The 23,789-nt window shown below is 72.2% G+C and carries 24 protein-coding genes; 10 read left to right on the forward strand and 14 right to left on the reverse strand.

Going from position 1 to position 23,789, the window contains the following annotated elements; all coding sequences use genetic code 11:
- Positions 1 to 126: 126 nt before the first annotated feature.
- Together ACIGAN_RS04050 and ACIGAN_RS04055 are read right to left on the reverse strand one after the other, a co-directional pair.
- Positions 127 to 543 carry an ATP-binding protein gene (locus tag ACIGAN_RS04050; protein WP_365098440.1) on the reverse strand — a complete coding sequence of 139 codons (417 nt, stop codon included), beginning with the start codon at positions 541 to 543 and terminating at the stop codon, positions 127 to 129.
- 299 nt (positions 544 to 842) lie between these two features.
- Positions 843 to 1,187 (reverse strand): hypothetical protein, encoded by a 345-nt coding sequence (locus ACIGAN_RS04055; protein ID WP_399855324.1) that lies wholly within the window; start codon positions 1,185 to 1,187, stop codon positions 843 to 845.
- A 305-nt stretch (positions 1,188 to 1,492) separates the two neighbouring features.
- Between ACIGAN_RS04055 and ACIGAN_RS04060 the strand changes: the two genes are divergently transcribed.
- Entirely contained in the window at positions 1,493 to 1,972 is a 480-nt protein-coding gene (locus tag ACIGAN_RS04060) for a DUF5994 family protein (protein WP_399854717.1), read from the forward strand.
- 36 nt (positions 1,973 to 2,008) lie between these two features.
- Here the strand turns inward: ACIGAN_RS04060 and ACIGAN_RS04065 are convergent, their stop codons facing one another.
- Positions 2,009 to 2,401: a DUF5994 family protein gene (locus ACIGAN_RS04065; RefSeq protein ID WP_399854718.1), complete on the reverse strand. Its 393-nt coding sequence runs from the start codon at positions 2,399 to 2,401 to the stop codon at positions 2,009 to 2,011.
- An 863-nt stretch (positions 2,402 to 3,264) separates the two neighbouring features.
- Here ACIGAN_RS04065 and ACIGAN_RS04070 point away from each other — a divergent pair.
- Positions 3,265 to 3,777 carry a hypothetical protein gene (locus tag ACIGAN_RS04070; protein ID WP_365740561.1) on the forward strand — a complete coding sequence of 171 codons (513 nt, stop codon included), beginning with the start codon at positions 3,265 to 3,267 and terminating at the stop codon, positions 3,775 to 3,777.
- A gap of 32 nt (positions 3,778 to 3,809) precedes the next feature.
- On the opposite strand, the gene ACIGAN_RS04075 is transcribed toward ACIGAN_RS04070, so the two are convergent.
- Positions 3,810 to 5,612: a SpoIIE family protein phosphatase gene (locus ACIGAN_RS04075; RefSeq protein WP_399854719.1), complete on the reverse strand. Its 1,803-nt coding sequence runs from the start codon at positions 5,610 to 5,612 to the stop codon at positions 3,810 to 3,812.
- Positions 5,613 to 6,119: 507 nt separating this feature from the next.
- On the opposite strand from ACIGAN_RS04075, the gene ACIGAN_RS04080 reads away from it, so the two are divergent.
- Both ACIGAN_RS04080 and ACIGAN_RS04085 read left to right on the forward strand, forming a co-directional pair.
- A complete protein-coding gene (locus ACIGAN_RS04080) occupies positions 6,120 to 6,773 on the forward strand; it encodes a DUF5994 family protein (protein WP_399854720.1) in 654 nt (217 codons plus the stop codon).
- Positions 6,770 to 7,030, forward strand: a complete 261-nt coding sequence (locus ACIGAN_RS04085; RefSeq protein ID WP_399854721.1) for a hypothetical protein — start codon at positions 6,770 to 6,772, stop codon at positions 7,028 to 7,030. Before ACIGAN_RS04080 ends, ACIGAN_RS04085 begins: the two co-directional genes overlap by 4 nt.
- 273 nt (positions 7,031 to 7,303) lie before the next feature.
- On the opposite strand, the gene ACIGAN_RS04090 is transcribed toward ACIGAN_RS04085, so the two are convergent.
- Positions 7,304 to 8,347, reverse strand: a complete 1,044-nt coding sequence (locus tag ACIGAN_RS04090; protein WP_365740565.1) for a fatty acid desaturase family protein — start codon at positions 8,345 to 8,347, stop codon at positions 7,304 to 7,306.
- Positions 8,348 to 8,591: 244 nt separating this feature from the next.
- Positions 8,592 to 9,236, reverse strand: coding sequence for a TetR/AcrR family transcriptional regulator (locus tag ACIGAN_RS04095; RefSeq protein ID WP_399854723.1), 645 nt, complete (start codon positions 9,234 to 9,236; stop codon positions 8,592 to 8,594).
- An 83-nt stretch (positions 9,237 to 9,319) separates the two neighbouring features.
- Here ACIGAN_RS04095 and ACIGAN_RS04100 point away from each other — a divergent pair, with 83 nt between their 5' ends.
- From ACIGAN_RS04100 to ACIGAN_RS04115, 4 genes are all read left to right on the forward strand, one after another.
- Positions 9,320 to 10,057, forward strand: coding sequence for an SDR family NAD(P)-dependent oxidoreductase (locus ACIGAN_RS04100; RefSeq protein WP_365740567.1), 738 nt, complete (start codon positions 9,320 to 9,322; stop codon positions 10,055 to 10,057).
- Positions 10,058 to 10,306: 249 nt separating this feature from the next.
- Positions 10,307 to 11,146 (forward strand): lysostaphin resistance A-like protein, encoded by an 840-nt coding sequence (locus ACIGAN_RS04105; RefSeq protein WP_399854725.1) that lies wholly within the window; start codon positions 10,307 to 10,309, stop codon positions 11,144 to 11,146.
- Positions 11,143 to 12,309, forward strand: a complete 1,167-nt coding sequence (locus ACIGAN_RS04110; protein WP_365740569.1) for a sensor histidine kinase — start codon at positions 11,143 to 11,145, stop codon at positions 12,307 to 12,309. Before ACIGAN_RS04105 ends, ACIGAN_RS04110 begins: the two co-directional genes overlap by 4 nt.
- Positions 12,306 to 12,965: a response regulator transcription factor gene (locus tag ACIGAN_RS04115; protein WP_365092158.1), complete on the forward strand. Its 660-nt coding sequence runs from the start codon at positions 12,306 to 12,308 to the stop codon at positions 12,963 to 12,965. The genes ACIGAN_RS04110 and ACIGAN_RS04115 overlap by 4 nt, the downstream gene beginning before the upstream one ends.
- Before the next feature lie 127 nt (positions 12,966 to 13,092).
- Here ACIGAN_RS04115 and ACIGAN_RS04120 read toward each other — a convergent pair whose 3' ends face one another.
- Positions 13,093 to 14,847, reverse strand: coding sequence for a lysyl oxidase family protein (locus ACIGAN_RS04120; protein ID WP_365092161.1), 1,755 nt, complete (start codon positions 14,845 to 14,847; stop codon positions 13,093 to 13,095).
- A gap of 387 nt (positions 14,848 to 15,234) precedes the next feature.
- On the opposite strand from ACIGAN_RS04120, the gene ACIGAN_RS04125 reads away from it, so the two are divergent.
- Positions 15,235 to 15,759 (forward strand): DUF3291 domain-containing protein, encoded by a 525-nt coding sequence (locus tag ACIGAN_RS04125; protein ID WP_399854726.1) that lies wholly within the window; start codon positions 15,235 to 15,237, stop codon positions 15,757 to 15,759.
- A gap of 92 nt (positions 15,760 to 15,851) precedes the next feature.
- Here ACIGAN_RS04125 and ACIGAN_RS04130 read toward each other — a convergent pair whose 3' ends face one another.
- The 4 genes from ACIGAN_RS04130 to ACIGAN_RS04145 all read right to left on the reverse strand — a co-directional run bounded on the left by ACIGAN_RS04130 (position 15,852) and on the right by ACIGAN_RS04145 (position 20,823).
- Entirely contained in the window at positions 15,852 to 17,537 is a 1,686-nt protein-coding gene (locus ACIGAN_RS04130; protein ID WP_399854728.1) for a ribonuclease J, read from the reverse strand.
- A gap of 84 nt (positions 17,538 to 17,621) precedes the next feature.
- Positions 17,622 to 19,199 (reverse strand): alpha/beta hydrolase family protein, encoded by a 1,578-nt coding sequence (locus tag ACIGAN_RS04135; RefSeq protein WP_399854729.1) that lies wholly within the window; start codon positions 19,197 to 19,199, stop codon positions 17,622 to 17,624.
- Positions 19,200 to 19,356: 157 nt separating this feature from the next.
- A complete protein-coding gene (locus tag ACIGAN_RS04140) occupies positions 19,357 to 19,887 on the reverse strand; it encodes a GNAT family N-acetyltransferase (RefSeq protein ID WP_399854731.1) in 531 nt (176 codons plus the stop codon).
- Positions 19,888 to 19,947: 60 nt separating this feature from the next.
- A complete protein-coding gene (locus ACIGAN_RS04145; RefSeq protein ID WP_399854733.1) occupies positions 19,948 to 20,823 on the reverse strand; it encodes a LysR family transcriptional regulator in 876 nt (291 codons plus the stop codon).
- Positions 20,824 to 20,945: 122 nt separating this feature from the next.
- On the opposite strand from ACIGAN_RS04145, the gene ACIGAN_RS04150 reads away from it, so the two are divergent.
- The gene (locus ACIGAN_RS04150; RefSeq protein ID WP_399854735.1) at positions 20,946 to 21,944 is read left to right on the forward strand and encodes an NADP-dependent oxidoreductase; all 999 of its coding nucleotides are present in this window, start codon (positions 20,946 to 20,948) and stop codon (positions 21,942 to 21,944) included.
- 48 nt (positions 21,945 to 21,992) lie between these two features.
- On the opposite strand, the gene ACIGAN_RS04155 is transcribed toward ACIGAN_RS04150, so the two are convergent.
- The 3 genes from ACIGAN_RS04155 to ACIGAN_RS04165 form a co-directional block, all read right to left on the reverse strand.
- On the reverse strand, positions 21,993 to 22,730 hold the full coding sequence (locus ACIGAN_RS04155; RefSeq protein ID WP_399854737.1) for a dienelactone hydrolase family protein: 738 nt from the start codon (positions 22,728 to 22,730) through the stop codon (positions 21,993 to 21,995).
- Positions 22,731 to 22,926: 196 nt separating this feature from the next.
- Positions 22,927 to 23,442 (reverse strand): GNAT family N-acetyltransferase, encoded by a 516-nt coding sequence (locus ACIGAN_RS04160; RefSeq protein ID WP_365092182.1) that lies wholly within the window; start codon positions 23,440 to 23,442, stop codon positions 22,927 to 22,929.
- Between the two features lie 71 nt (positions 23,443 to 23,513).
- Positions 23,514 to 23,717: an MbtH family protein gene (locus tag ACIGAN_RS04165; protein WP_365092185.1), complete on the reverse strand. Its 204-nt coding sequence runs from the start codon at positions 23,715 to 23,717 to the stop codon at positions 23,514 to 23,516.
- Positions 23,718 to 23,789: the final 72 nt, after the last annotated feature.

Genomic DNA, 23,789 nt, shown 5'->3' on the forward strand with positions numbered 1-23,789 from the left:
CGACACGCCACGGTCCTTGCAGCCGTGACCGATGGGGAGTGAGGGTCGACTGCCCTCAACCGCGGGAATCCATCCATACGTCGACCTACCGCAGCGCCTCGCTTCCCCACGCGATGCCCGGGCCGGTCACAGGGCCAGCACCGCGCGCACTCGGTTGCCGCCTCCGGCGACCCGGGCGATGTCGAAGCGCTGGGCCAGGGACCGCACCATGGCGAGGCCCCGCCCGCTCTCGCTCCACGGCGTCAGCGGCCGTACGTCGGGGTGCCCGGGGCTGCCGTCGTAGACCTCGACGGTCACCTGGGTGTCGGACACGTGCAGACACAGGCGGCAACTGCCCCCGTGCCGCGTGGCGTTGGTGACCAGCTCCGAGACGATGAGGGCCGCGTCGCCGATCTGGTCGGCGTCGAGTCCCTCCGCTCGGTGGGCCGGCCGGGCCAGGAACTGTGTCGTCAACCTCCGTGCTCTGCGCGCTGACTGGGCCTCGTCCGGCAGGTGGTACTCGACTCGTGCGGAACGCCGATGGGTACGCCGATGCGTACGCATGGCGGATCACTTCCCCTCCTGGGTCGCCCGGCCACCATGGCCGTGACCGCTCGTCCGGCCGCGGAAGTTCCTGTCCGGCCGGGCCTGCCCCCTCGTGATGCCCCGGGCCCGTGATCGCCAACCGGAAACGGGTGAGCCCGTCGGGACCGCATCGCCTGGTATCGAATCCTCGCGTGCCGACGCGCTGTTCGATGCAGGGCACACGAATCCCCGCTCACGCACCCGAGCGGAGGGATCGGCGTGCGCGGAGCCCTGGACGGCCGCCGCCGTGGATCGCACGAGCGGCGGCGGCGCGCCCCTCACAGGCGCAGCAGCCGCCCCGTGATCTCGCGGTACTCCCGCAGGGCGACCCGGAGTTCGGCAGCATGGGCCTCGGGATCCTGGTCCTCCCAGGCCGCACGCAGGTCGCGCCGCCGTTCCTCCAGGGCGGCGGCCAGTGCCGCGGTGGCTTCGTCGAAGGCGCTCTCGGCCTCCGCGAGGGCCTCGCCAGGGGTGTCCGCGAAGTGGTTGACGGCATGTCCGAGGCGCTGGGCGATCCTGTCCCGTTCGTCGGACGGGAGCAGCGGCGCCGGTCCCTCGGTACGGCGTCCCGAGGCGCCGGGATGCCGGTCCGCCGGTTGCTGGGCGCGTGTCTGGTCGTACATCGTCGTATGCACCGTTCCCGTTGTATCGGGCGTCGCCGCCCGAAGACGCCCTCGGTCTTCTCGGCGGCCTGTTCGGGCTGCCGGACACCCGGCCGGCCCCAGCCCTCCTTCACGGCCCCGAGCCCTGCTGCCAGTCAACGTCCGGGCATGATCCGTGTCAACGTGCGCCGGCCCGATGCGGAGGTCCACCCGCCGGAATCCTTCGGGCGCGGTGCCGCCCGCCACGCGGAGTAACGTGGTGAGGGCACCTTCGGATCCCCCGATCCCCCCCCGGCAGAGCGAACCTCGAAGACGGGCGGCTCATCATGGTCGACTCCGACACACCCCCTGGAACGCGCCCTGCCCCGGGTGCCGGTCTCCCCGGCATGCGGCCGGGCAGCGCACTGCTCCGGCTGGAGACGACCGAGTCGCGCGAGGGAATCCTCGACGGCGCGTGGTGGCCGCGGTCCCGGGACATCGGTGCCGAGCTGCCCGCCCTGGTCAAGGCCCTCACCGAACATCTCGGTCCCGTCGCCCGGGTGGGGCTGGACGTCGGAGCCTGGGAAGGGCTGCCGACGAGGATCGTCGTCGACGACCGTGTGGTGCACATCGACTCGTTCGCGGTCGGTGACGACACCGTCCTGATCACCAGGGCGGACGAGGACATCCTGTCGTTGCTGGTGGTGCCGCCGAACGCCACACCGGAGGCGGCGCACGGCGCCATGGCCCAGGCGGTCCGCACCGGCAACCTCACCGGGGCGCGGCAGATCCTCATCGACACCGGATCCGGCAGCGGCTCACCCTGACGCGGAGCCCCGCCACCGCCGCCTGGGCGCCCACCTTCAGGTGCGGGCACCCAGCGCCGTGGTCATGAGTGGCTCGGCATCCTCTTCGGGAGTGTCGGGCGGCACGACCAGAAGGTCCCAGCGCCCCTGGCCCGGGGTGAGCAGGACGACGGAGTCGGGGGCATGCCGTGCGGCCGCCTTGCGCAGGTGCACGACCGTGTCGCACACGATCATCCGGCCCGGTGCCGCCGACCAGGCCGCCCCGTTCACCGTGACGCCGACGATGTGCCCCCAGGCGGGCGGCAGCCCGGCGAGCAGCTGCGGCACCTCCGTCAGCAGGTCGTAGGAGCGGGGCCACCACACCCCGTCGAGGCGGCGCGGCAGCGGACTGTCGGGGGCGAGCCGCAGACGCAGGCCGGGGCTGGGGGGCGGTGATGCTGTGGTGGTCACGAAGAGTCCTTCGGGCCGGTGCGGGGTGGTCCGGGCCGGGCGGTCGGGCCGCCGAGCCGGTCGGGGAAGGGGAACGACATGTCGGCGCAGTCGTGTCCGCAGGTCAGTGGGCCGGGCGCACAGGCTCGCCGGGCCAGGGGGCGACGGCGCCGATGGTGAAGAAGCACTGCACGGTCCTGCGCGGGTCGGGGTCCGGACGCGGGGCGGCGGCAGGAAGCGCCCGCGTGGCGCCGGTCCGTCCCCCCGGGCGGAGGCGGGAGGGCCGGGACGAACGGGAGGGAGAGGAGGACACCTGCGCCGGGGGGCGCTGCGGGGGAACGGTGACGGGCTCGGGGACCGAGGGCATCGTGCCGACCTGTCTCGGAAGACCTCGCTGTGCCGCGGGCCTTCCGGTGCGTGTGTGGCGCCGAGGACGAGACCGGCGCGGAAACCGGTGTGCGACGAGCCCCCAGTACGTCCACGGTACTCCGTCGCCCGAGCGGCCACGGTCGACGGCAGCACAGGCCCCGCCCTCCACCCGCTCCCCGCTGCGGAGTCCGTCCGCCCACGCCGTCCACCTCACGGCCTGCGCGACCGGGAGTACGGTGGAGGCACCGGGAGCTCCTCGCGCACCGGCTCCGACACCGGATGCCGCCCTCGGCGACCGACGACACCGGGCCGGGTCCGCCCGCGCCCGGGGCAGGGCTGGTCCCATGACCGTGAACGCGCCGGCTCCGCCGGCCACCGCCGGGCTTCCCGCGAACCCTGCCCTACCGGACCGGCCTCGCACGGGGAAACCGCGTCGGCCGCGGCCGGAGCGGGGCTCGTCGCCGCGCGCGGGCGAACGCGTCCGTGAGCTGACCCGGGGTCAGACCGAGGACCGGATGGAGGAGCTGGGCGACCTCTACGCGCAGACCTCGGGCGGCGGCCCCTGGGCGTGGAACCAGGCCCGCAGCGCCTTCCTGCGACGACTCGCCGCGGACCTGCGGCGACCGGGGTTCGAGCTGGTGATCGCGGAGTCCACGGAGCTGACCGGATGCGCCTACGGTTTCCCCGTACGCGGCGACGGACCCTGGTGGGAAGGCTTGGACGGGTTCCTCCCCGGGGATGTGCTCCGCACCGCCGCCTCCGGACGCCTCTTCGCCATCTCCGTGATACTCGTTCCGCCCCGCGTGCGCAGAGAGAACCAGAGCCGTCCCTGGAACCTCGCCCGGCGCCTGCAGAGGCGGCTGCTCACCGACCACGGTGCCGCGCTCGGCGTCATGCTGGTGAGCCGCTCCGACGGCAGGACCACCGAGGCGCTGCGGTCCTGGGGGTGGCGGTGCGTCGAAGCCGACGCGCCTGCGGCGTCCTCGTGCGCGCGCCGCCCGTCGCGCGTCCTGCTCCTCGAAGGCTGAGCGTCCGTCGCCCGTCGGTCACCTGACGGCTGTCACGGCGTCGGCAGGCGCAGGGCGAGCAGAGCCACGTCGTCGGTGCTGCCCGGCGGCATCCGGGCGAGCAGGTGGTCGCACAGCGTGTCCAGCGGGGCGTCGGCGAGGGCCAGGGCGTGGCGGCGCAGGCGGGCGAGGCCGGTGTCCAGGTCGCTGCCGGGGATCTCGATCAGGCCGTCGGTGTAGAGGATCAGGGTGGAACCCGGCGGCAGGGGTTCGGTGGCGGTCGGCCGGCTGCCGCCGCCGGTGCCCGGAGGGACACCGAGGAGGAGTCCCTGCCCCGCTTCGAGGTACCGCGCCTGCCCGTCCCGGGTCAGCAGCAGCGGCGGCGGATGCCCCGCGCTGGTCCACCGCAGCGTCCACGGACCCGTGTGCGGGCTGCCTTCCAGCAGGGCGAGGACGAGGGTGGCCATGGGGACGGTGGTGATGGCGGGCATGGCATCGTCGAGGCGGTCGACGACGGCGCCGGGCCGGCCGCTGTGGTCCCAGGCCAGCGAGCGCAGGATGCCGTGCAGCTGGGCCATCCCGGCCGCCGCGGTCAGGTCGTGGCCCACGACGTCGCCGATGACCAGCGCGAGCGTGCCGTCCTTCCGTTCGAAGGCGTCGTACCAGTCGCCCCCCACCTGGGAGCCCGCCGGGGCGGGCTGGTAGCGGGCGGCCAGCCGCAGGCGGCCTGGCTGCGGCAGCGGAGCCAGCAGGTTGCGCTGCATGGCCTCGGCGACGGCGCGCTGGCGACCAAAGCGGCGCGCGTTGTCGATGACCAGGCCGACCCGGCGGCCGATGTCGCTCACCACTTCCAGGTTCTCGGCGTCGAACGGGTGAGCCGGGTCCGTACGTACCAGCGTCAGGGCACCGGTGATCTGCTGCCGAGCACCCAGCGGCACCGTGAGGGCGGACGTCGCGCGTACCGTGCGCAGGAAGTCGCGGTGGTGGACGGCCAGGGGAGAGCCGGGGGCCGCCGCCGTCTCCGCCTCGTCCTGCTCGTCCCGCTCATCCCGCTCGTCCCGCTCGTTCTGCAGCACGGGATCGCCTCCGTGCAGCACCCGGACGAGAGGAGAGCGGTCGGCCTCCCCGGGCTCGGGAAGGCGTTCACGTCCGCCCTCCAGCCCGGCGTCCCGGCCCACGGGTCCGGTCACGGCCACCCGGTGGACCTCCCCCGAACCGGTCCGCAGGTCCACCGCAGCCCAGTCGGCGAGGCGGGGCACCAGCAGGCGGCACAGCCGGGCCAGGGCCTCGTCGGTCTCCAGGGTCTGGCCCAGTACGTCGGTGATTTCCGCGACCAGCGTCAGCCGCTCGTTGAGGTCCTCCAGAGCGCTCGTGTAGGCCGCGCGTGCCCGGCGTGCGCTGCGCTCACCCGTGACATCGCCGAACAGCAGGGCCATGCCCTGGACGGCGCCGCCCTCCGTGAGGGGGGAAACGGACCAGGAGATCGAGATCAGACGGCCGTCACCGCGCCGGTACCGGTCGCCCTCCCCCCGCGAGGGAACTCCCTCGGCCAGCGCCCGCAGCAGCGGGCACTGCTCCCGCAGCAGCGTGCCGCCGTCCGCCTCCCGGTGCAGCAGCTCGTGCGCGTCCTGCCCGCGCACCGACGCCGCGTCCCGGCCCAACAGCCGTTCGGCGGCCGGGTTGACGGCGAGGACCCGTCCGGCCGGGTCCACCACCATCAGGGCCGTACTGAGCTGCTCGACGACCTGCCGCCAGAACTCCGGCCCAGCAGCGTGCCGTGACCGCCCCTGCCCTTGCCCTTGCCCCGGCCCTTGCCCACCGGGCACCACGTCCTCCACCACGCCGTCCTCCGTCATGGCGGCCTCCCCTCGAAGGCCGCGGCCGCGTCGGCGTCCAAGAAGCCGACGCTTCGACCCCCCGATGGTCCCCTGCGAGACACCCGCCCGCACAGCCGACACGAGGACCGCGAGCGCGGCATCGCAAGGAGCGGGTCACGCTCGCGCGGCCGGGGACGGGGCGGTGTCGACCCAACCGGCCTGCGCCGCGAAGCCGTTGACGACGGCGCCGTCGGGTCCCCCAGCGCCCGCTCTCGCACGTCGGTTCCGATGCCGGTGTCGCTCCCGGTTCCTGTCACAGCGCTCGGAGGACGCTTCCGTGCGTCGGTGCGTCGGTGCGCAGGGGCCGCTGGCGCACCGGCTGCCGGATCCGTCGGATCCACCAGGTCCGTTCGGTCCGTTCGGCCCTTTCGAGGAGTAGGCTCGACGTACCGAGGATATTCCGCGCACCGGCTTCCAGGCTCGTGTCGTTTTCGGCGATCGAATACGCCGGGCCGGTTTCGGCCGGTCCGGGGCAAGGTCCGCGTCATGACTGCGACCATTTCCCCTCCGCCGACAGCAGAAGCCGATGACCGCACGTTCTCCTCGTCCACACTCCGCCTGTCGCTGGCTCCCGCCGGACCCGCACCGGCTCTGCTGGACGGCGCGTGGTGGCCCCACTCCCGCGATCTCGGAGCCGAACTGCCCGCCCTGGCGGCGGTGTTGGATCCACTGTGGGGGCGGATCACCCGCGTCACGGTGAATCCCACCCACTGGCCGGTGGTGCCGCGCAAGGTGCCCGTCACCGGTCACACGGTGAAGGTGGGCTGGTTCCTCGACCAACAGGACCCGCACGAGCTGCTGCTGCTCTCGTACCGCGCGGGTCGCTGGAACCTCCTGGTGATCCCGCCGCAGACGAGTCCCGCCGCGGCCGCCTGGCTGATGGCCGCCGCGAGCGACTCCCTCGGCACGTCGACCGCGAGCCGCCTGATGGCAGAGGCGGCACGTCTGCGCACGGCGCCCGCGACGGACCGGGGCGTGGAGCGGCCGGTGTCCGAGACGGACGGGGCCGAGGAAGCGATGTGGGACGCCGAGGAAGCGACCTGGGACTCCGAAGGCGGACACGAGGCCCGCGAAGCGGCCACACGTCCCGGGACCGCGAATGTCACCGCTCCCCCGGCGCATCCCCCGACGGAGAGGTGAGCACCGTGCAGACCTTCCTGACCGTGGTGGCGATCCTTGCGATGATCGCCTTCGGAGCGCTCCTCATCCGCCTCCTCAACACCCAGCACGGTGATCGCGCCGCCGCCTTCCACTACGGCCGCTCCGGGATGCCTGTCCCGGGCCCGTCGGCGCCGCGGAAGGCACACGGCCGGACCGCGGCGAGCGACACCACAGGCGACCGTGACCGTCACGACGACGGACCCCGCCGCTCCAGCCGGCGGCACAGCACCGGCTGACATCTCCGGCCGCCGGTCCGGCCGTACACCGCCGCGCATGACGTGCGGGGGTGAACGGCCGGACCGGCGGCATGCCCGGACCGGCGCCCGAACAGCACTACACCGTTCGGTCAGTGGCCCGGCCCCGGGCCGCCCGGCGGCCCTGTGGTCCCGTGGCCCTGTGGCCCTGTGGCCCTGCGGTCCTGTGGCCCGGTCCGTCTGCGTCGGAGGACCGGGCTCCAGGAGGCCGTGACCAGGCCGGCGGGGCCGGCCCGGAGCCGCTGCGCCTGTCGGCTACGCGGGGATCCGCGCGTTCCGGAGCGGTGCTCCCGCCTGATGGAGGCTGGTGAGGGCGAGCCGGTAGGAGGTGATCAGCCCGGTCTCCGCGTACTCCACGCCCAGTTCCTCGCAGTGGCGCCGGACGATGGCCCGGGCCTTGCGCAGGTTGGGGCTGGGCATGCTGGGGAACAGGTGGTGCTCGATCTGGTGGTTCAGCCCGCCGAGGGCGATGTCGGTGAGCCGGCCGCCGTTGACGTTGCGCGAGGTGAGCACCTGGCGGCGCAGGAAGTCCGGGCGGTCCTCCCCCTTCAGGATCGGCATGCCCTTGTGGTTGGGCGCGAAGAGGGAGCCGAGGTAGACGCCGAACAGGCACTGGTGGACGGCGAGGAAGGCGAACGCCATCCCGGGCGGCAGCAGCCAGAACAGGACGCCCAGATAGACGGCGAAGTGCCCGAACAGCAGCGCGCCGTCGAGGCCTCGGTGCTTGAGGGAGCGATTGGCCAGCGCCTTCACGCTCGACACATGGAGGTTGAAGCCCTCCAGGGTGAGGAGCGGGAAGAAGAGGAAAGCCTGCCAGCGGCCGATCAGACGGGGGAGCCCGCGGGCGGCCCGAGCCTGGTCCGGGGACCAGACCAGCAGGTCAGGGTCGAGGTCGGGGTCGAGTTCCTCGTGGTTGGGGTTGGCGTGGTGGCGGGTGTGCTTGTCCTGCCACCAGCCGTAGCTCATGCCGATACCGGCACCGGCGAGCCGTCCGGAGGTCTCGCTGGCCCGGCGGCGGCGGAACACCTGGCGGTGGGCCGCGTCGTGCGCGAGCAGGGCGACTTGGCCGAACACGACGGCCAGGAAAGCGGCGACCGCCAGGGTCCACCAACTGTCGCCGAGGAGTGCGACGGCCGCCCAGCCGCTGACGTAGAGCCCGGTCACGAGCGTGATCCGCAGGGCGTAGTAGCCGGGACGGCGCTCCATCAGCCCGGCTTCGGCGATCTTCCTGGACAGCTGTGCGAAGTCGCTGCCGGACGCCTGTGCGGGCGGGGGGCGGACCGTGGTGTTGCTGGTCATGAGGGTGACACTCTCTCCGGGGAGGGTAGATGGCGCCGCCCCGGGGCCGCTGGGAGGCGGACCGCAGACGGAGTCGCGCTCACTGCTTCGCCGGCCGACGGCCGCGCAGGCCCTCCTCATCCTGGGGGTTCCCTGCCAGGCGGGTCTCACACCGCGTAGACACGGGCCTTTCGCAGCCGTCCGGGGCATCGCAGCGCCAGTACAGCCAGCCGTAGAGCCGCGCCGAGCGCGCTGCGCAGCGAGGTCAGTTCCCGGAGGCCGGAGTGCGACGACCGGATGCGAGACGCTGCCGCCCCTCAGGTCTGGGCAGGACCGCCAAGGCCGTGTCCGCGATGCCGCGCACCGTCTCCGGGTCGAGGCCGGCCTTGCCTACCGCCTCGATACCGCGAACCACCGTGAGCAGCAGTGCCGCCAGTCGCTGCGGGTCCGCAGCGGCGTCGATGTCGCCGTGGCGTTGGGCGGCGCTGATCTCCGCCTGCAGCAGGGTCAGCAGGGCCGTCATGGTCTCGGCCGACCGTCCGGCGACCGTCGGATCGTGCTGGGCCAGTTCCGCCGCGCCCTTGGCCACCAGGCACCCGCGGTGCTCGGTGTCGGAGGCGGTGTTCTCCGCCATGAGGTGCACGTATGCCGACAGCCGGTCCCAGGCCTCCGCGTCCGGGCCGCCCGCCAGTCGCCCTTCGGCCACCTCCACCACCGCGGTGCACCAGTCGTCGAAGACGCGGTGGAACAGCTGGGACTTGTCGCCGAACGCGCCGTACAGGCTGCCCTTGCCCAGGCCGGTCGCCCGGGCGATGTCGTCCATGCGGGTGCCCGCATAGCCGGTCGCCCAGAACTGTTCCCGGGCCCGCTGCAGCACCTGGCGTTCGTCGAATGCGCGTGGTCTCGGCATGACCTCACCCTAACCATTCTTGACTCGATCGTCCATTACTGCCTACGTTGTGGACGATCCATTCCACAACCGAAGGGCTCGACATGCCAGGCGTACTGCGGGACAAGGTGGCCGTGATCACCGGAGGAACCAGCGGGATCGGGCTGGCCATCGCCCACCGCTTCGTCCGGGAGGGCGCACGGGTCTTCGTGACCGGCCGGGACATCGACCGCCTCGAAGCGGCGGTCACGGAGCTGGGTGAAGCGGCCACCGGAGTACGGTCCGACGTCTCGGTCCTGGCCGACCTGGACGCGCTCTACGCGCGGGTCCGGGAGGAGGCCGGACACATCGACGTGCTGGTGGCCAACGCGGGCATCGTCGCGGACGCCGCGCTCGGCGCCCACACCGAGGCGAACGTCGACCTGACGCTCGCCGTCAACGTCAAGGGCCCGCTCTTCACCGTCCAGAAGGCGCTTGCGCTGCTGGCGGAGAACGCCTCCATCCTGGTCATCGGCTCGAGCAACAGTGTGCGCCCCAACGAGCAACTCGAGGTCTACAGCGCCTCGAAGGCGGCGCTGAGCAACCTCGTGCACAACTGGGCCCGTCAATCACGAGAGCGCCGGTTCCGGGTCAACCTCCTCAGCCCCGGCCCCACGCGGACCCCCGCCCTGCTGCGCGCCGCGGGGCCGGACGCCGACCGGTTCGCCGAGGCCGTGGTGCCGCTGGGGCGGCTGGCCGACGCCGAGGAGATCGCCGAGGCCGCCCTCTTCCTGGCCTCGGACGCCTCGTCGTTCGTCACCGGCGCGGAACTCTTCGCCGACGGCGGCTACACCCGGGTCTGAGCGGGGGCTCCCTTCCCTTCGGGGGCACGTGACTGGGGGCCGACGGAACCGGCGGGTCCTGAAGCGGCGGTGGAGGTCGCGGGCCACGTACACGGACCAGCCAGTCCGGCCGGAGTCCCCGGAGGGACTTGTCCCCCGTGCGAGCTACAGGCAGGTGTCCACCGTGAGGTGACGAATCCCGGCCTCCGGGTTCGTAGCGTTCGGTGCAGCCCGCGGCGCACCGGTCGCGGCCCGGCGAAGGGTTTTCCCGTGAGGTTTGTCTGGCAGTTCCTGGCCGTGGTGGCGGTTTACGCCCTGGGCGGCGGTGCCGTGAACGCGGTGAAGGACAACGACTGGCTCTCGCTCGTTCTGGGCGTCGCGGTCGCGGCACTGATCGTGCTCGTGTACGGGTGGGTGGTGCGGCGAACCGAGCACCGGCCCGCCCCGGACGTGGTCCGGGAAGGCGCCGCGGCCCGGACCGCTCGGGGCGTCCTGATCGGTGGCGGGATGTTCACGGCCGTCATCGTCATCCTCCTCGCCTCCGGCCACTACGACGTCGACGGCCTGGGCTCGGTGACCGGCGCGCTGGGACTGCTCGGCTTGATGGCCGCCGCCGCGGCGACCGAGGAAGTGGTGTACCGCGGCGTGCTGTTCCGGATCATCGAGGAGCACATCGGCACCTACCTGGCCCTGGTGCTGACCGGCCTCGTCTTCGGCTGCTCGCACCTGCTCAACGAGGACGCCACCCTGTGGGGATGCCTCGCCATCGCGATCGAGGCCGGTTTCATGCTCGCCGCCGTGTACGCCGCCACGCGCAGCCTCTGGCTGACGATCGGCGTGCACTTCGGCTGGAACTTCGCCGCGGCCGGCGTCTTCAGCACCGAGGTCTCCGGCAACGGCGCCAGCCAGGGACTCCTGGACGCCTCGATGTCGGGACCGGAGCTGCTCACCGGCGGCGCCTTCGGGCCGGAGGGCAGCGTGTACTCGGTGGGCTTCGGGGCGCTGCTGACCCTGGTGTTCCTGTGGCTGGCCCACCGGCGCGGGCACATCGTGCCCTTCGGTTCCCGGCGGGCCGCGGGCGCCAACTCCGCGGCTACACTGCCCCGGTGATCGATCGTCGACGTGTCCCGGAGCTGTGGCACCGGCTCGATGTCACGGTCCGGGACCTTCCGCTCGGGATCCTGCTCCTCGTGGCGTCGGCCGTGCCGGCGCTGCACGGCAACGGCACGGAGGTCGGCGGTGTGCCGGACCGCCCCGTGGACGTGCTGGCCGGTGCGGCGGCCGTCCTGCAGTGCCTCCCGCTCGCCGTGCGCCGGCAGCGGCCGCTCGTCTGCCTCGCCCTGGTGTCGTGCGGCTTCGCTCTCGACCAGTTGTACGGCTACCACCTCCTGGCCGGCGCCGCGCTGCCCATCGCCCTGCTGAGCGCCGGGTCGTATCTGGAGCGGTACCGGCGCGTCACCCCGGTCGCCTGCTCCGTGGCGTTCGCGACTCTGGCGGTCGCCCTCCATCAGCGCGGACCGGGCGCACCGGTGGCCGAGTTCGTGACGTTCTATCTCGCACTCGCCCTCGCGTGGGGCGTCGGCGCGTGGATGCGCTCCGCCCGGACCGCGGAGGCCGAACGGCGGGGCCGCGTCGCCGAGGACGCCCGTACCGCCGAGCGCACCCGGATCGCCCGTGAACTCCACGACGTCGTGACCCATCATGTGACCGCGATGGTCGTGCAGTCCGAGGCGGCCCGGTACCTGACCGCGTCGCCCGACCGTCTCGACCAGGCTCTGACCGCCGTCACCGACACCGGCCGGCGGGCCCTGACCGACCTGCGGCACCTGCTCGACCTGCTCAACCCCGACCAGGGCACCGGTCACGGCGGACAGGACCGGACGCCGCCCGTCGGCCGGCTGCTCACACTCGTCGAGCAGACGCGACTGGCCGGGCAGCCGGTGGAGTTCACCGAGGAGGGCACACCGCCGGTCTCCACCGGCAGCGCCGACCTGGTGGCCTACCGGGTCGTGCAGGAGGCCCTGACGAACGCGCTCAAGTACGACCACGGCAGCCGGATCTCGGTCCTGGTGCGCCACGGTGAAAGGGAGATCACGGTGGAGGTCGGCACGGACGGTTCCGGGTCGCGGACCGTTTCCCCCGGCGGCAGCGGGCGGGGACTGGCGGGCCTGCGCGAACGCGTCGACGTGCTGGGCGGCGACTTCAGCGCGGACCACCGAACCGGCGGCGGCTTCCTCGTGCGGGCCCGGATACCCGTGGGAAGCGCGGCGTGAGCACGCCCATCCGGGTCCTGGTCTGCGACGACCAGGCACTGATCCGCACCGGGCTGTCGACCATCATCGACGCGCAACCCGACATGACCGTGTCGGGTGAGTGCGAAGACGGGCGGACCGCCGTGGAACTGGCCCGCCGACTGCGCCCGGACGTCGTGGTGATGGACGTGCGCATGCCCGTCCTCGACGGCATCGAGGCCACCCGGCTGCTGGCCGGGGCCGGGGTCGAGCAGCCCGTGAAGGTGCTCGTGGTGACCACGTTCAACCTTGACGAGTACGTCTACGAGGCGCTGCGGGCCGGAGCGAGCGGGTTCCTGCTGAAGGACGCCCCGCCGGACCGGCTGCTGCACGGGATCCGGACCGTGGCGACGGGGGCGGCGTTGCTGGATCCCGATGTGACGCGCCGGCTCGTGGGCCGTTACGCCGCCCGCATCCGCCCAGCCGAGCGCGGCGCGCAGGACACTCCGCTGACACCCCGTGAGCTGGAGGTTCTGCGCCTCATCGCGGACGGACTGTCCAACAGCGAGATCGCCGCGGCGCTCGTCATCAGCCCCGAGACCGTCAAGACGTTCGTGTCTCGCATCCTCACCAAGCTCGACCTGCGCGACCGCGTCCAGGCCGTCGTCTACGCCTACCGGCACGGCTTGGTGACCTAGGGCCTGGGCCCCGCCGGGCCCCGGCCGGTGTGTCGGTCGTTGCGTCGCGATGGGTCGGAAGGATGTGCTCGACGGTGTCCCCGCCCCGGTCTCGGGCGGGGACACCCGTTCGACGGCGCGACAGGGGTCAGTTGGCGTTCACCAGGTCGTGCGCCGGCACGGTGACCGTCCGCTTGCCCGGCTTGCCGCCGAGCACGACCTTGCGCAGGGCGCTGTTGTTACCGAGGTTGGTTTCCTTCAGGCGCTTCTCCGGGTTGGCCAGCACCTGGATGTAGTAAGTGCCGTTGGGCACGCCGGTGATGTCGAACGACTGGCCCGGCAGATCCTGGGTGTACGTGTCGCCGGAACCCACGTCCAGCACCTCACGGACGGAGATCGAGTTCTCCTCGCCGCAGGCGGTGGACAGATCCGTGTTGTACGGGTGCCAGTTGGCGTTCTTCACCGTGTAGTCGACCGCGTCGGTGTTGGCCAGGCAGAACGCCTCCTTGCCGCTGCGCACGGCCTCCTTCTTGTCGGCCTTCAGCAGCCGGTAACTGGCGAAGTCGGTGAAGTGCCAGTGCACGTGCCCGGGGCGCGGGTCCCACTCCATGGTGCCGGTCGGCGTGTAGCCGACCTGCTTGCCCTTGGCGTCGTAGAAGTACTGGAAGGCGTCCATCTTGGCCTTGCCGGGCGAGCGGAACCCGTCCACCACGAGCTGTGCCGGGCCGGCGTTCCAGACGTTGGCGCTGAAGGCCAGGTAGTCCTTGCCCGGGTTGTCCTTGCCGCCGGCGCTGACGCCGATGCCGTAGGCCGGCAGCGAACGCAGGTCCGGCTTGGGGACGTCCGGGACGGACGGCTTGCCGGCGGGCCGCTTCGACAGCGGTTCGAGGGCGGGCGCCCGACGCGAACCGTCGGTCTGGCCGGCGGTGTCCCCGGCCTGCGGTGACGGGGCGAACTTCTGCTTCTTCTTCAGCGCCCACGGCAGGGCCGGCGGCGCGGCCCTCAGCGGGCCGTGACCCACGTTGTACGAGGGGCCGGCCCCGCTCGTCACCGGCGCGGCGGCCTCGGCGATGGTCGGTGCGTGCCCGGGGCCGTGACCGGAGTGCGCGGCCGGCGTGTGGTGGCCGGCGGCGTGCCCGGCGTGTTCGCCGGCCTGGGCGGAGCGACGCGCCGCCCCGGTGGAGCTCTCGTCGTCCTCGCTTCGTTCCACCACGGTCACCTTGACCGTGGCCGCCTTGTCGGCGATGCCGAACAGGTCGCGGTACTTCTTGGCGACACCGATCCTGGCGGTGTAGGTACCGGCCGGCAGCTCGGCAGGCTCCGTGTAGGAACCGGCGTAGGTGTTGGCCGCCCAGCCCTTCTCGATGCCCCACACGGAGCCGAGGGTGAAGGGGTTGGTGGGGCAGCTCTCCGGATACTTGGAGGTGGAGGGCGCGTCGGGGCGCACGCGGCCGCTGGCGTTGTTCGGGCAGAAGTCCTCACTGCGGGTGAGGACCTTCTTGCCGGCTTTGTCGGTGAGGGTGATCTCCGAGAAGCCGGGCAGGCCGGAGAAGTCCTTCACGGTGCCCGTGGGCAGTTTCTTCGCCTTGGCCTTGCCGCCCTCCCACACGGTCTGGGTGACGGCCACCGGGTCCTTGTAGGACTTCCGGGTCACCTTGAGCTCCAGCGGCCTCCCCTCGGAAACGAGGTAGGTGCCGAGGTCCAGGTACACCCCCGGCTCCTCCTTCCAGGAGGTCAGCGTCACCGAAGTGGTCGCCGCGACGAGGCTCAGCTTGGGGCTCGCAGCGGCCTTGGCGGGCTCCTGCGCCGCGGCCACGATGCCGGCCGTGACGGCTGTCACGGCGACGGCCGTGGTGCCGGCGAGCAGCGTACGCCGCAGCCGGGCGGTGCGTTTTCTGGTCATGGGTCCCTCGTCCTCCGGTGCTGTGAGAAGGAAGCAGGCCGCACGGCGCGACCGTGAGGTGCGGGCCGGGGCCGTCACGCGAGAGGCGATTGCTCCGCCCGCGCTGTGAGAGGAAGGGACCGGTTGTGCGGTTGCCCGGCGGAGGGAAAGGAGGACGACTGTTGGCCGAATTCCGTCGCCATGACGAAATCCGGTCGCCGGTGCGGAGCCGCCCCGGCGGCAGTGCGCCGCCTCGGCTCGAACAGGGCTTGTGCAGAGGCCACTTGAGGAGGGAAAACGCAACTTCGACAGCGTCTGCGGGGGTGGCTATCGTCACCGGTCGTCCGGCGGCGCCCACCGTCGCACAGAGCCCTCTGCCCCTGTCCCCCGCTCGACACGGAGAGACGCATGCCTCGTCTTGCTCTGTACACCTTCGGTGTTCTGAAGTTTCCTCTCACCGACTCCGCGCCCCTCGCTCAGGAGTTCTACGCAAGCGGTGAGGCCGTCTACCGGGAGATCAGCCGGCGTCCCGGGTACATCGCTCACGCCGAACCGGCACGCCACATCCAGGGCGACCTGTTCGACGCGGACTGGGGAGAGTGGGGGAAGTTCACCGTCCCGGCCTGGTACGCCAAGGGCCGCACCGCGGAGACGGCCGCTCTGGCCACGACCCTGTCCCTGTGGAGCGACCTGCGGCCCGCCTTCGACGCCGTCTACACCGGCCTGCACCGCACGGCGCTCACCAGGCGTCACGACTGGTTCGACGGGACAGGCCGCCCCGGTCACGTCCTGTGGTGGCTCCCCGACGGCTCGCTGCCCACCTGGCAGGACGGTGTTCGCAGACTGCACCTCCTCGGCGAACACGGCTCGGCACCGCACGCCTTCACCTTCCCCCGGTCGTTCGCCCCGGACGGAACGCCGATCGACCGTTGAGCGAATTCCGGCGCCCGAGCCGCTCGCGGAGCGGCGCGTGCGGCTGCCGGCCGTCCGGGCGTGCCCCGGGCGCTGCCCGGGGCACGGTCTGCTCAGGCGTCGATGATGACGGGGATGATGAGGGGCTTGCGCCGGTGGGTGCGGAAGGCCCAGTTGGCGACGGCGCGAGCGATGAGCTGTTCGAGCTGGCGGGCGTCCCCGACGCCTTCCTCGGCAGCCTTGGCCAGGGTCTTCTCGATGACGGGGATGACCGGCTCGAAGGTGGTGTCGTCGTGAACGAAGCCGCGGGCCAGGAAGTCGGGTGCCTCGGCGAGGGCGCCGGTGTCCGCGTCCACGATGGCCACCACGGTGACGACGCCCTCCTCCGCGAGGGTGAGCCGGTCCTTGAGGGACGCCTCGGTGGCGCCGCCGACCTCCATGCCGTCCACGTAGACGTTGCCGGCGGGGACCTTGCCGGTGATACGGGCGCGGCCGTCGACGAGGTCGACGACGACGCCGTCCTCGGCGATGACGACCCGCTCGGGGTCGACGCCGGTGCGGATGGCGAGGTCGGCGTTGGCCCGCAGGTGGCGGAACTCGCCGTGCACCGGCATGACGTTGCGCGGCTTGACGATGTTGTAGCAGTAGACGAGCTCGCCGGCGCTGGCGTGCCCGGAGACGTGCACCTTGGCGTTGCCCTTGTGGACCACGTGGGCGCCCCACCGGGTGAGTCCGTTGATCACCCGGTAGATGGCGTTCTCGTTGCCGGGGATGAGGGAGCTGGCGAGCAGGACGGTGTCGCCCTTGCCGATGCGGATCATGTGGTCCCGGTTGGCCATGCGGGACAGCGCGGCCATCGGTTCGCCCTGGGAGCCGGTGCACACCAGCGTGACCTTGTGGTCCGGGAGCTTCTCCAGTTCCTTCGTGCTCACGACCAGACCGGACGGGACCTTCAGATAGCCCAGATCGCGGGCGATGCCCATGTTGCGGACCATGGAGCGGCCGACGAAGGCGACCTTGCGGCCGTGCTCGTGGGCGGCGTCCAGGACCTGCTGGATGCGGTGCACGTGGCTGGCGAAGCTGGAGACGATGACCCGGCGCGGCGCGGTCCGCATCACCTGTTCGATCGCCGGGTTCAGCTCGCGCTCGGAGGTGGTGAAGCCGGGCACTTCCGCGTTGGTGGAGTCGGTGAGGAACAGGTCCACGCCCTCTTCGCCGAGACGGGCGAAGGCGCGCAGGTCGGTGATGCGATCGTCGAGGGGGAACTGGTCCATCTTGAAGTCGCCGGTGTGCAGCACCATCCCCGCGCCGGTGCGGATCGCGACCGCGAGGCTGTCCGGGATGGAGTGGTTGACCGCGACGAACTCGCAGTCGAAGGGTCCAAAACCGCGCCGGTCGCCCTCCCGCACCCGCACGGTGCGCGGCCGGATGCCGTGTTCCTTGAGCTTGGCCTCCAGGAACGCCAGTGTCAGCTTGGAACCGACGAGGGGAATGTCGGACCGCTCGCGCAGCAGGTAGGGCACGCCGCCGATGTGGTCCTCGTGGCCGTGGGTCAGCACCACGCCCACGATGTCGTCCAGGCGGTCCCGGATCGAGGTGAAGTCCGGCAGGATCACGTCCACGCCGGGCTGGGTCTCCTCGGGGAAGAGCACGCCGCAGTCGACGATGAGCAGCTTGCCGGCGTGCTCGAAGACGGTCATGTTGCGGCCGATCTCCCCCAGGCCGCCCAGGGCGGTGACCCGCAGCCCTCCTTCCGGCAGGGGCGGGGCGGTTTTCAGCTCAGGGTGCGGATGGCTCATACCCTGACGCTACCCGAGACGTCGGGGGGATGATCCACTGCCTGCCTCCTGCCGGGCGGTGTCGGGAGCGAGTGCACCGGCTGGTCACGGTTCGGGCAACGCCGGACGCGGCGGCACACCCGCCGTGGTGGGGCGTGACCCCAGCCGGCCGGACCTGGTCTCCTGCCTTCCCGCCGACCCGGGCTTGGGCGAGTAGACGCTGAGGCGGCCGTGTGCCGCCAGAGTGCCGGCCAGGTCACCGGGTGTGTGCCGCAGGGTGGTGTCCAGGAAGGCGAGGGTGGTCGCGGCGACGACGTGCGGGCTGCCGGTGCGGCCCAGGGAGCCGGTGATCGAGGGCACGGGCGGCAGGTACAGGGGGCCGTCCATGAAGGTGAGGTGGGCGGCGCCGGGGACGGTGAGCCGGTAGCTCGTCGCGGTGTTGCGCTCGAGGGCCTGGGTGAGGCGGGGTGCGTAGTGCGGGTCGGTGCTCGCGGTGGTGGCTTGGGCCAGTGCGAGCGCCGGCTGGTGGAGGGCGGGGGTGGTGGGGCCGTGGGGGTAGCCGTCCAGATCGATGACGGCGTCGAACCGGCGGTCGCGCCGGGCGGCCTGGAGGGCGGCGGCGCCCCCCATGGAGTGGCCGGTGACCGCGGCCCGGCCGGTGTCCAGGCGTCCGGTCAGCGGGCCGGCGTCGCCGCCTCCGGCCGCAGTGGCCAGCCGGGTGAGGACGAAGCTGAGATCGGCGGCCCGGACGGCCGTCCAGTCGGCTGCCAGCTCGTCGTCCTTGTCCCGGTCTCCGGTGGAGTGGGTCCTGGTGCGGATCGTTCGGCCGTCGGCGAGGACGACGGCGGCGGAGTCGTACGGGTGGTCGAGGGCGACGACCACATAGCCGTGGCTGGCCAGTTCCTCCGCCCACGCGGTGTTCTGGGTACGCACTCCGCCCGACCCGGGCGAGAACAGCACGACCGGGAACCGTTCGTCCCCGCCGGCCACCGGGGCGTCGAAGACCGCGTGGGTGCGGGCCCGCGGGACGCCGTCGAACAGGAAGCCGGGCAGGCCGACCTGGCGGGCGAGGGCGTCGGAGACGGTACGCGCCTCCTGCTCCGTGCGTCCCAGGTACCGGGCCCGCTGCGCGCCCGCGGCGCTCTTTTGTGCGGGATACCAGAGCTGGATCACCACCGTGCGCCGGTCGTGCGGATCGGTGGTGAAGGTCTCGGGGCGGCGCGGGTCGGTCCACTGCATCACCCGGGTGCCGACCGCGAAACGGCCCGACGGCTCGGGGAAGGCGGGTACGGGAAAGGCCCAGGCGGCGACCGGCCCCGTGGCCGTCAGGCCGAGGCAGGCCACCGAGCCCGGCAGCGCCAGCCACCATCGCGCCCGCCGCGCAGGACGGCCGGCACGGCGGCGCAGCAGGGGCGAGAGGGTGAACGGGATCATGACGGCGGCGCCCGCCAGTACCGGCAGCATCTGCCAGCGGACTCCCGCCACGCTCAGCGCGATCGCGGACGGCACGAGAACCGCCACCGCCGTGATGGCGGCGCGTGCGCGGGCCGCGGACGGAAGCCAGCGCGCCACCACCAGCGCCAGGGCACTGAGCAGGGCGAGGAGTTCCAGAGGCGACATGTACAGCCCGGCGATGGTCTCGGTCACTCGGACATCCTCGGGGCGCGGCACGCGCTGCCACATCACCCCCTGGTCGCGATCACATGCGACCAGGGTCGCATTCGAGCACGTCAGGTGAACGGCCGCTGTGCGACCGCAGGAGGGGGCGGGGTCCTTCCGCGGTCGTATCCCGGCGCGATGCCGTCGAGTCGTGGACTCCGCTACGGCCGCGTCGCGGGGGTCAGGGCCTCAGCAGTCCTCCCACCCACCAGTCGTGCGGCTTGCCGTCGTTGGCGATGCCGCGGTTGCGCAGCGTCCCTTCGACGGTGAAGCCGAGTCTTTCGGCGACGGCACGCGACCCGGTGTTGCCGACCATGGCCCACCATTCGATGCGGTGCGCGTCAAGACCGGCCCAGCCCCAGTCGCACAGTGCACGTGCGGCCTCCACCGAAAAGCCCTGGCCCCGCTGCTCCTTGACGGCCCAGTAGCCCAGTTCCCAGACGCCGCGGCTGACCAGGGTCAGGCAGTACGAGCCGACCAGGGCACCGGTGTCCTTGCGGAACGCGCCGAGTGTGTAGTCCTTGTCCTCGGCCCACTGGGTGGGCAGCGTCTCGCCGACGAGCTTCTCCGCGTCCGCGCGCCGGTACGGCACCGGCACCGGCGTGTAGAGCTGGATGTCTTCGTCCTGGCAGGCTTCGTACACCGCGTCCACGTCCGCAGCAGTGAACGCCCGCAGCGACAGACGGTCTGTTTCGATCGTGACCGGATCCATCCCGGCAGTATGGACACCGTCCGCACGCGGCGACCAGCGGATATCGCCCTCATGTCCGGTTCAGTGCGCCGGGGCGGGCAGAACGGTCATGGCCGCCGCTCGGAGGCTTTTGATCATCGGGTTCGGGTCGCCCTTGCGGCTGGCCAGGACGACCTGGCTGGGGGGAGCGCCCTGGATCGGGACGGTGACCAGGTCGGGCCGTAGTGAGCTGCGCCGGTCGCCGACCGGCAGTACGACGACGGCCCTGCCGCTCGCGACGAGTTCGAGCTTGTCCTCGTAGGTCTCGATCGGTGGTACACCGGCTCCGAGAACGCGGTAGGACGTCCAGTCCTCGGTCTCGAACGCGCACGGTGCCGGCTCCTGGCCGGCCAGTTCCTCCGCGGTCACCGACGCGCGCTCGGCCCAGGGGTGGCCGCTCGGGACGACGAGCACACGCGGCTCCTCGTACAGCGGGGTGGTGACGACGTCGCCGTCGGCCAGCGGCAGCGGGGTCCGCGCGATCAGGGCGTCGACGCGTCGGTCGGGCAGCGCCTTGACATCGCCGCAGCTCAGGTAGCGGGTGGTGATCTCGGCCTCCGGGTGGCGGCGGCGCAGTTCCCGCACGGCGGCAGTGATCACCAGGTCTTCGACGTAGCCGATGACGATGCGCTGGGCCTCGGCGTGTTCACGTACTGCCAGCTCGGCGCGGCGAGCCGTCTGCAGCAGGGCTTCGGCGTGCGAGAGGAACGTCCGCCCCGCCGGCGTGAGCCGGGTGCCCTGGGGGGAGCGGTCCAGCAACCGTGTCCCGAGGTGTTTCTCGAGGCGTTGGATCTGGCGGCTCAGGGCCGGCTGTGCCACGTGCAGGTCGGCGGCGGCTCGGCCGAAGTGCTGGTGCGCCGCCACCACGGTGAAGTAACGCACCAGCCGCAGGTCCAGGTCCTGTCCGGGATCGTTCACCCGTCCAGGGTATGCGTCATGCCGTTTCGGAATGACGCGGTTGCCGAATCGGTCTTGGACGGCCCTGCCCGCCTGCGCGTTGACTGTGAGGGCAAGGATGTTCCGAGGAAGCGACAGGTGTGATGAAGGCGATCCAGTTCCACGAAGCGGGCGGCCCGGGGGTTCTGCGGTACGAGGAGGTGCCGGTGCCCGAGATCGGTCCGGGTGAGGTGCTCGTCCGGGTGCGGGCGGCGGGCATCAACCCACCCGACTGGTACCTGCGTGAGGGGATGAAGGTCATGCCGGCCGAGATGAGGCCGGAGCTGGAGTTCCCGGTGATTCCCGGAACGGACATGTCGGGCGTGGTGGAGGCCGTCGCGCCGGACGTGTCGCGGTTCGCTGTCGGGGACGAGGTCTTCGGCATGCTGCGGTTCCCCGGGTTCGACGGCCGGACGTACGCCGAGTATGTGGCCGCGCCGGCTTCCGATCTGGCCCACAAGCCGGCCGGCCTGGACCACGTGCGGGCGGCGGCTGCACCGATGTCGGTGCTCACGGCCTGGCAGTACCTGATCGATCTCGGCCATGACGTGCCGTCTCCTTTCACCGGCCGGGTGCACCGGCCGGTGCCGATCACGCCGGGGATGAGCGTGCTGGTCAACGGAGCCGCCGGCGGTGTGGGCCACTTCGCGGTGCAGCTGGCGAAGTGGAAGGGGGCGCGCGTCGTCGCGGTGGCGTCGGGGCGGCACGAGCAGTTCCTGCGCAAGCTCGGCGCCGACGAGGTCATCGACTACACCACCACCCGAGCCGCGGACGTGGTCAGGGACGTCGACCTGGTGATCGACGCGGTCGGTGGCCGGGAGGGCGCGCGTCTGCTGGCCGTGCTCAAGCCCGGAGGGACCATGCTTCCGGTGTTCTTCGCCGAGTTCGACGAGGAGGAGACGGCACGGTCGGGCATCACGGTCTCGAACATCCAGGTGCGCTCCAGCGGCCGCCAACTCGCCGAGATCAGCCCACTGTTCGAGGACGGCAGGCTGCACGTCGGGGTGGACAGCGTCTTCCCGTTGTCCGATGCGGCCGGCGCGCACGAGCGAGCCGCACGGGGTCATATCCAGGGCAAGATCGTGCTGACGGTGGGTGGGTGATCGCCGAACTCCGACGGGGGGTGGCGAAGCGCGCCCGTGTCGCCCGGGTCATGCGCCCGGGTTCTCCGTCACGGGCAGGCACTCGGCGAGCAGGTCGACGACGTCGCGCCAGGCGCGTCGCGCGTGCCGGGGGTGGTAGCCGACACCGGGGACCGTGGGGTGGTCGACCGGCGGGTGGTGGAAGGCATGCAGGGCGCCGCCGTAGAGCGTGAGGCGCCAGTCGACGCCCGCGGCCTGCATCTCGGCGGTGAACGCGTCGCGCCGGTCGGTCGGCATGATCGGGTCTTGCGATCCGACCCCGGCCCACACCGGGCAGCGGATGCGCGCTGCCTCGCCCGGTCGGCCCGTGGTGGTCGCGTTGACGGTGCCGATCGCGCGCAAGTCGACGCCCGCTCGCCCGAGTTCCAGCGCGATGGCGCCGCCGGTGCCGTAGCCGATGGCGGCGATCCGGTCGGGGTCGGTTCGCGGCTCGGTGCGCAGGACGTCGAGGGCCGCGAGGCCGATGCGCCGCATCCGGTCGGGATCGGCGAGCAGTGGCATGCAGCGGGCCAGCATCTCCTCGGGGTCGGCCAAGTAGCGCCCGCCGTGGAGATCGAAGGCCAGCGCGGTGTAGCCCAGCTCGGCGAGCGCATCGGCCCGGCGGCGCTCGACGTCGCTGGGCCCCATGCCCTCCGGCCCGATGAGCACGCCGGGCCGGCGGCCGGCACCGGCCGGGAGGGCGAGGTGCCCGGTCATCGTCAAGCCGTCGGCCGCGTACTCGACCGTACGCGTCGTGATCGTCGTCATGGGAGTGGACTGTAGTGAGCGTCGGGCCCGGTCCGGCCGGTGTTCTGCTGCCGGCAGAGCGCCCTGGTGTCCCGCTGCGATACGGGACGGGCCCCCGCGGGGACAGCACAAGGCCCGGACGGCGGACGCGCGGGCCGCGGTGGTACCGGTGCGGGGGGGGCGGTGGCGCCGGAGGCGGCCGTCGCCGCCCCCGCGATCAGTCCGCTTCCGTCGTCGTCGGGATCACCATCATCCGGGTCACCTTGCCGTCGTCGCCGGTCACGTCCCGTACGTGCCGGAAGCCCAGGCGGCGGCACATGGCGAGGCTGGCGGTGTTGTCGGCTCCGACCATGCCGTAGGCCTCCTTCAGCCCCAGGGTGTCGGCGGCGTGGCGCAGCAGGCCGCGGACCACTTCCGTGCCCAGCCCGTGGCCCCAGTAGGGGGGTGCGAGGGCGGCGATCAGTTCGTGTCCGTCGACGTTTCCGGTCTTCTTCACCTCGGCGTGCCCGACGAAGACGTCTCCCTGCCACAGCCCCCACACGTCGAACAAGCGCTGGGGGTAGACGTCCTTCAGGATGGCGCGGAACAGCGTGCGGATGTCCTCCTCGGGCACGCGTTCCTGACCCATCCAGCGGCAGACCTCCTCGTCGCGCAGCAGGGCCACGAAGGCGTCCTCGTCCTCGGGGCGGTAGGGGCGGAAGGTGAGTCGTTCGGTGTGCAGGACCGGTGTCATGAGGGCTCCTGAGGGAGGAACGGGCGGGCGGGGCCGGGGCGGTGGTGCGCCCCGGCCCGGGTGCGCGGGCGTCAGGCTTCGGCGTTCTCCATGCGCTCACGCAGGCTGCGCGGGCGCATGTCGGTCCACACCTCGTCGACGTAGGCGGAGCACTCGGCCTCGGTGCCCTCCTTGCCGACGGGCTGCCAGCCGGCGGGCACCTCGAGGTCGGCGGGCCAGAGCGAGTACTGCTCCTCGTCGTTGCGCAGCACCTGGTAGCGGGTGTTCTCGTCCATGTCTGTCGGTCTCGCTCTCTGTGTTCGTGACGGTGTCGGCGGAACGGTTGGTCGTGCGCCGGCCGGTGGTGG

Origin of the sequence: Streptomyces sp. NPDC085931 (genome assembly GCF_044540565.1) — a bacterium.
Lineage (GTDB): Bacteria > Actinomycetota > Actinomycetes > Streptomycetales > Streptomycetaceae > Streptomyces.

Bases quoted from the DNA above. Each gene is read 5' to 3' on its own strand.
- ACIGAN_RS04080 (WP_399854720.1), top strand. From the start codon at position 6,120: ATGACTGCGACCATTTCCCCTCCGCCGACAGCAGAAGCCGATGACCGC.
- ACIGAN_RS04125 (WP_399854726.1), top strand. From the start codon at position 15,235: ATGCCTCGTCTTGCTCTGTACACCTTCGGTGTTCTGAAGTTTCCTCTC.
- ACIGAN_RS04100 (WP_365740567.1), top strand. From the start codon at position 9,320: ATGCCAGGCGTACTGCGGGACAAGGTGGCCGTGATCACCGGAGGAACC.
- ACIGAN_RS04060 (WP_399854717.1), top strand. From the start codon at position 1,493: ATGGTCGACTCCGACACACCCCCTGGAACGCGCCCTGCCCCGGGTGCC.
- ACIGAN_RS04090 (WP_365740565.1), bottom strand. From the start codon at position 8,347: ATGACCAGCAACACCACGGTCCGCCCCCCGCCCGCACAGGCGTCCGGC.
- ACIGAN_RS04050 (WP_365098440.1), bottom strand. From the start codon at position 543: ATGCGTACGCATCGGCGTACCCATCGGCGTTCCGCACGAGTCGAGTAC.
- ACIGAN_RS04155 (WP_399854737.1), bottom strand. From the start codon at position 22,730: ATGACGACGATCACGACGCGTACGGTCGAGTACGCGGCCGACGGCTTG.
- ACIGAN_RS04150 (WP_399854735.1), top strand. From the start codon at position 20,946: ATGAAGGCGATCCAGTTCCACGAAGCGGGCGGCCCGGGGGTTCTGCGG.
- ACIGAN_RS04140 (WP_399854731.1), bottom strand. From the start codon at position 19,887: ATGGATCCGGTCACGATCGAAACAGACCGTCTGTCGCTGCGGGCGTTC.
- ACIGAN_RS04165 (WP_365092185.1), bottom strand. From the start codon at position 23,717: ATGGACGAGAACACCCGCTACCAGGTGCTGCGCAACGACGAGGAGCAG.
- ACIGAN_RS04160 (WP_365092182.1), bottom strand. From the start codon at position 23,442: ATGACACCGGTCCTGCACACCGAACGACTCACCTTCCGCCCCTACCGC.
- ACIGAN_RS04120 (WP_365092161.1), bottom strand. From the start codon at position 14,847: ATGACCAGAAAACGCACCGCCCGGCTGCGGCGTACGCTGCTCGCCGGC.
- ACIGAN_RS04055 (WP_399855324.1), bottom strand. From the start codon at position 1,187: ATGTACGACCAGACACGCGCCCAGCAACCGGCGGACCGGCATCCCGGC.
- ACIGAN_RS04095 (WP_399854723.1), bottom strand. From the start codon at position 9,236: ATGCCGAGACCACGCGCATTCGACGAACGCCAGGTGCTGCAGCGGGCC.
- ACIGAN_RS04135 (WP_399854729.1), bottom strand. From the start codon at position 19,199: ATGTGGCAGCGCGTGCCGCGCCCCGAGGATGTCCGAGTGACCGAGACC.
- ACIGAN_RS04070 (WP_365740561.1), top strand. From the start codon at position 3,265: ATGGAGGAGCTGGGCGACCTCTACGCGCAGACCTCGGGCGGCGGCCCC.
- ACIGAN_RS04130 (WP_399854728.1), bottom strand. From the start codon at position 17,537: ATGAGCCATCCGCACCCTGAGCTGAAAACCGCCCCGCCCCTGCCGGAA.
- ACIGAN_RS04075 (WP_399854719.1), bottom strand. From the start codon at position 5,612: ATGACGGAGGACGGCGTGGTGGAGGACGTGGTGCCCGGTGGGCAAGGG.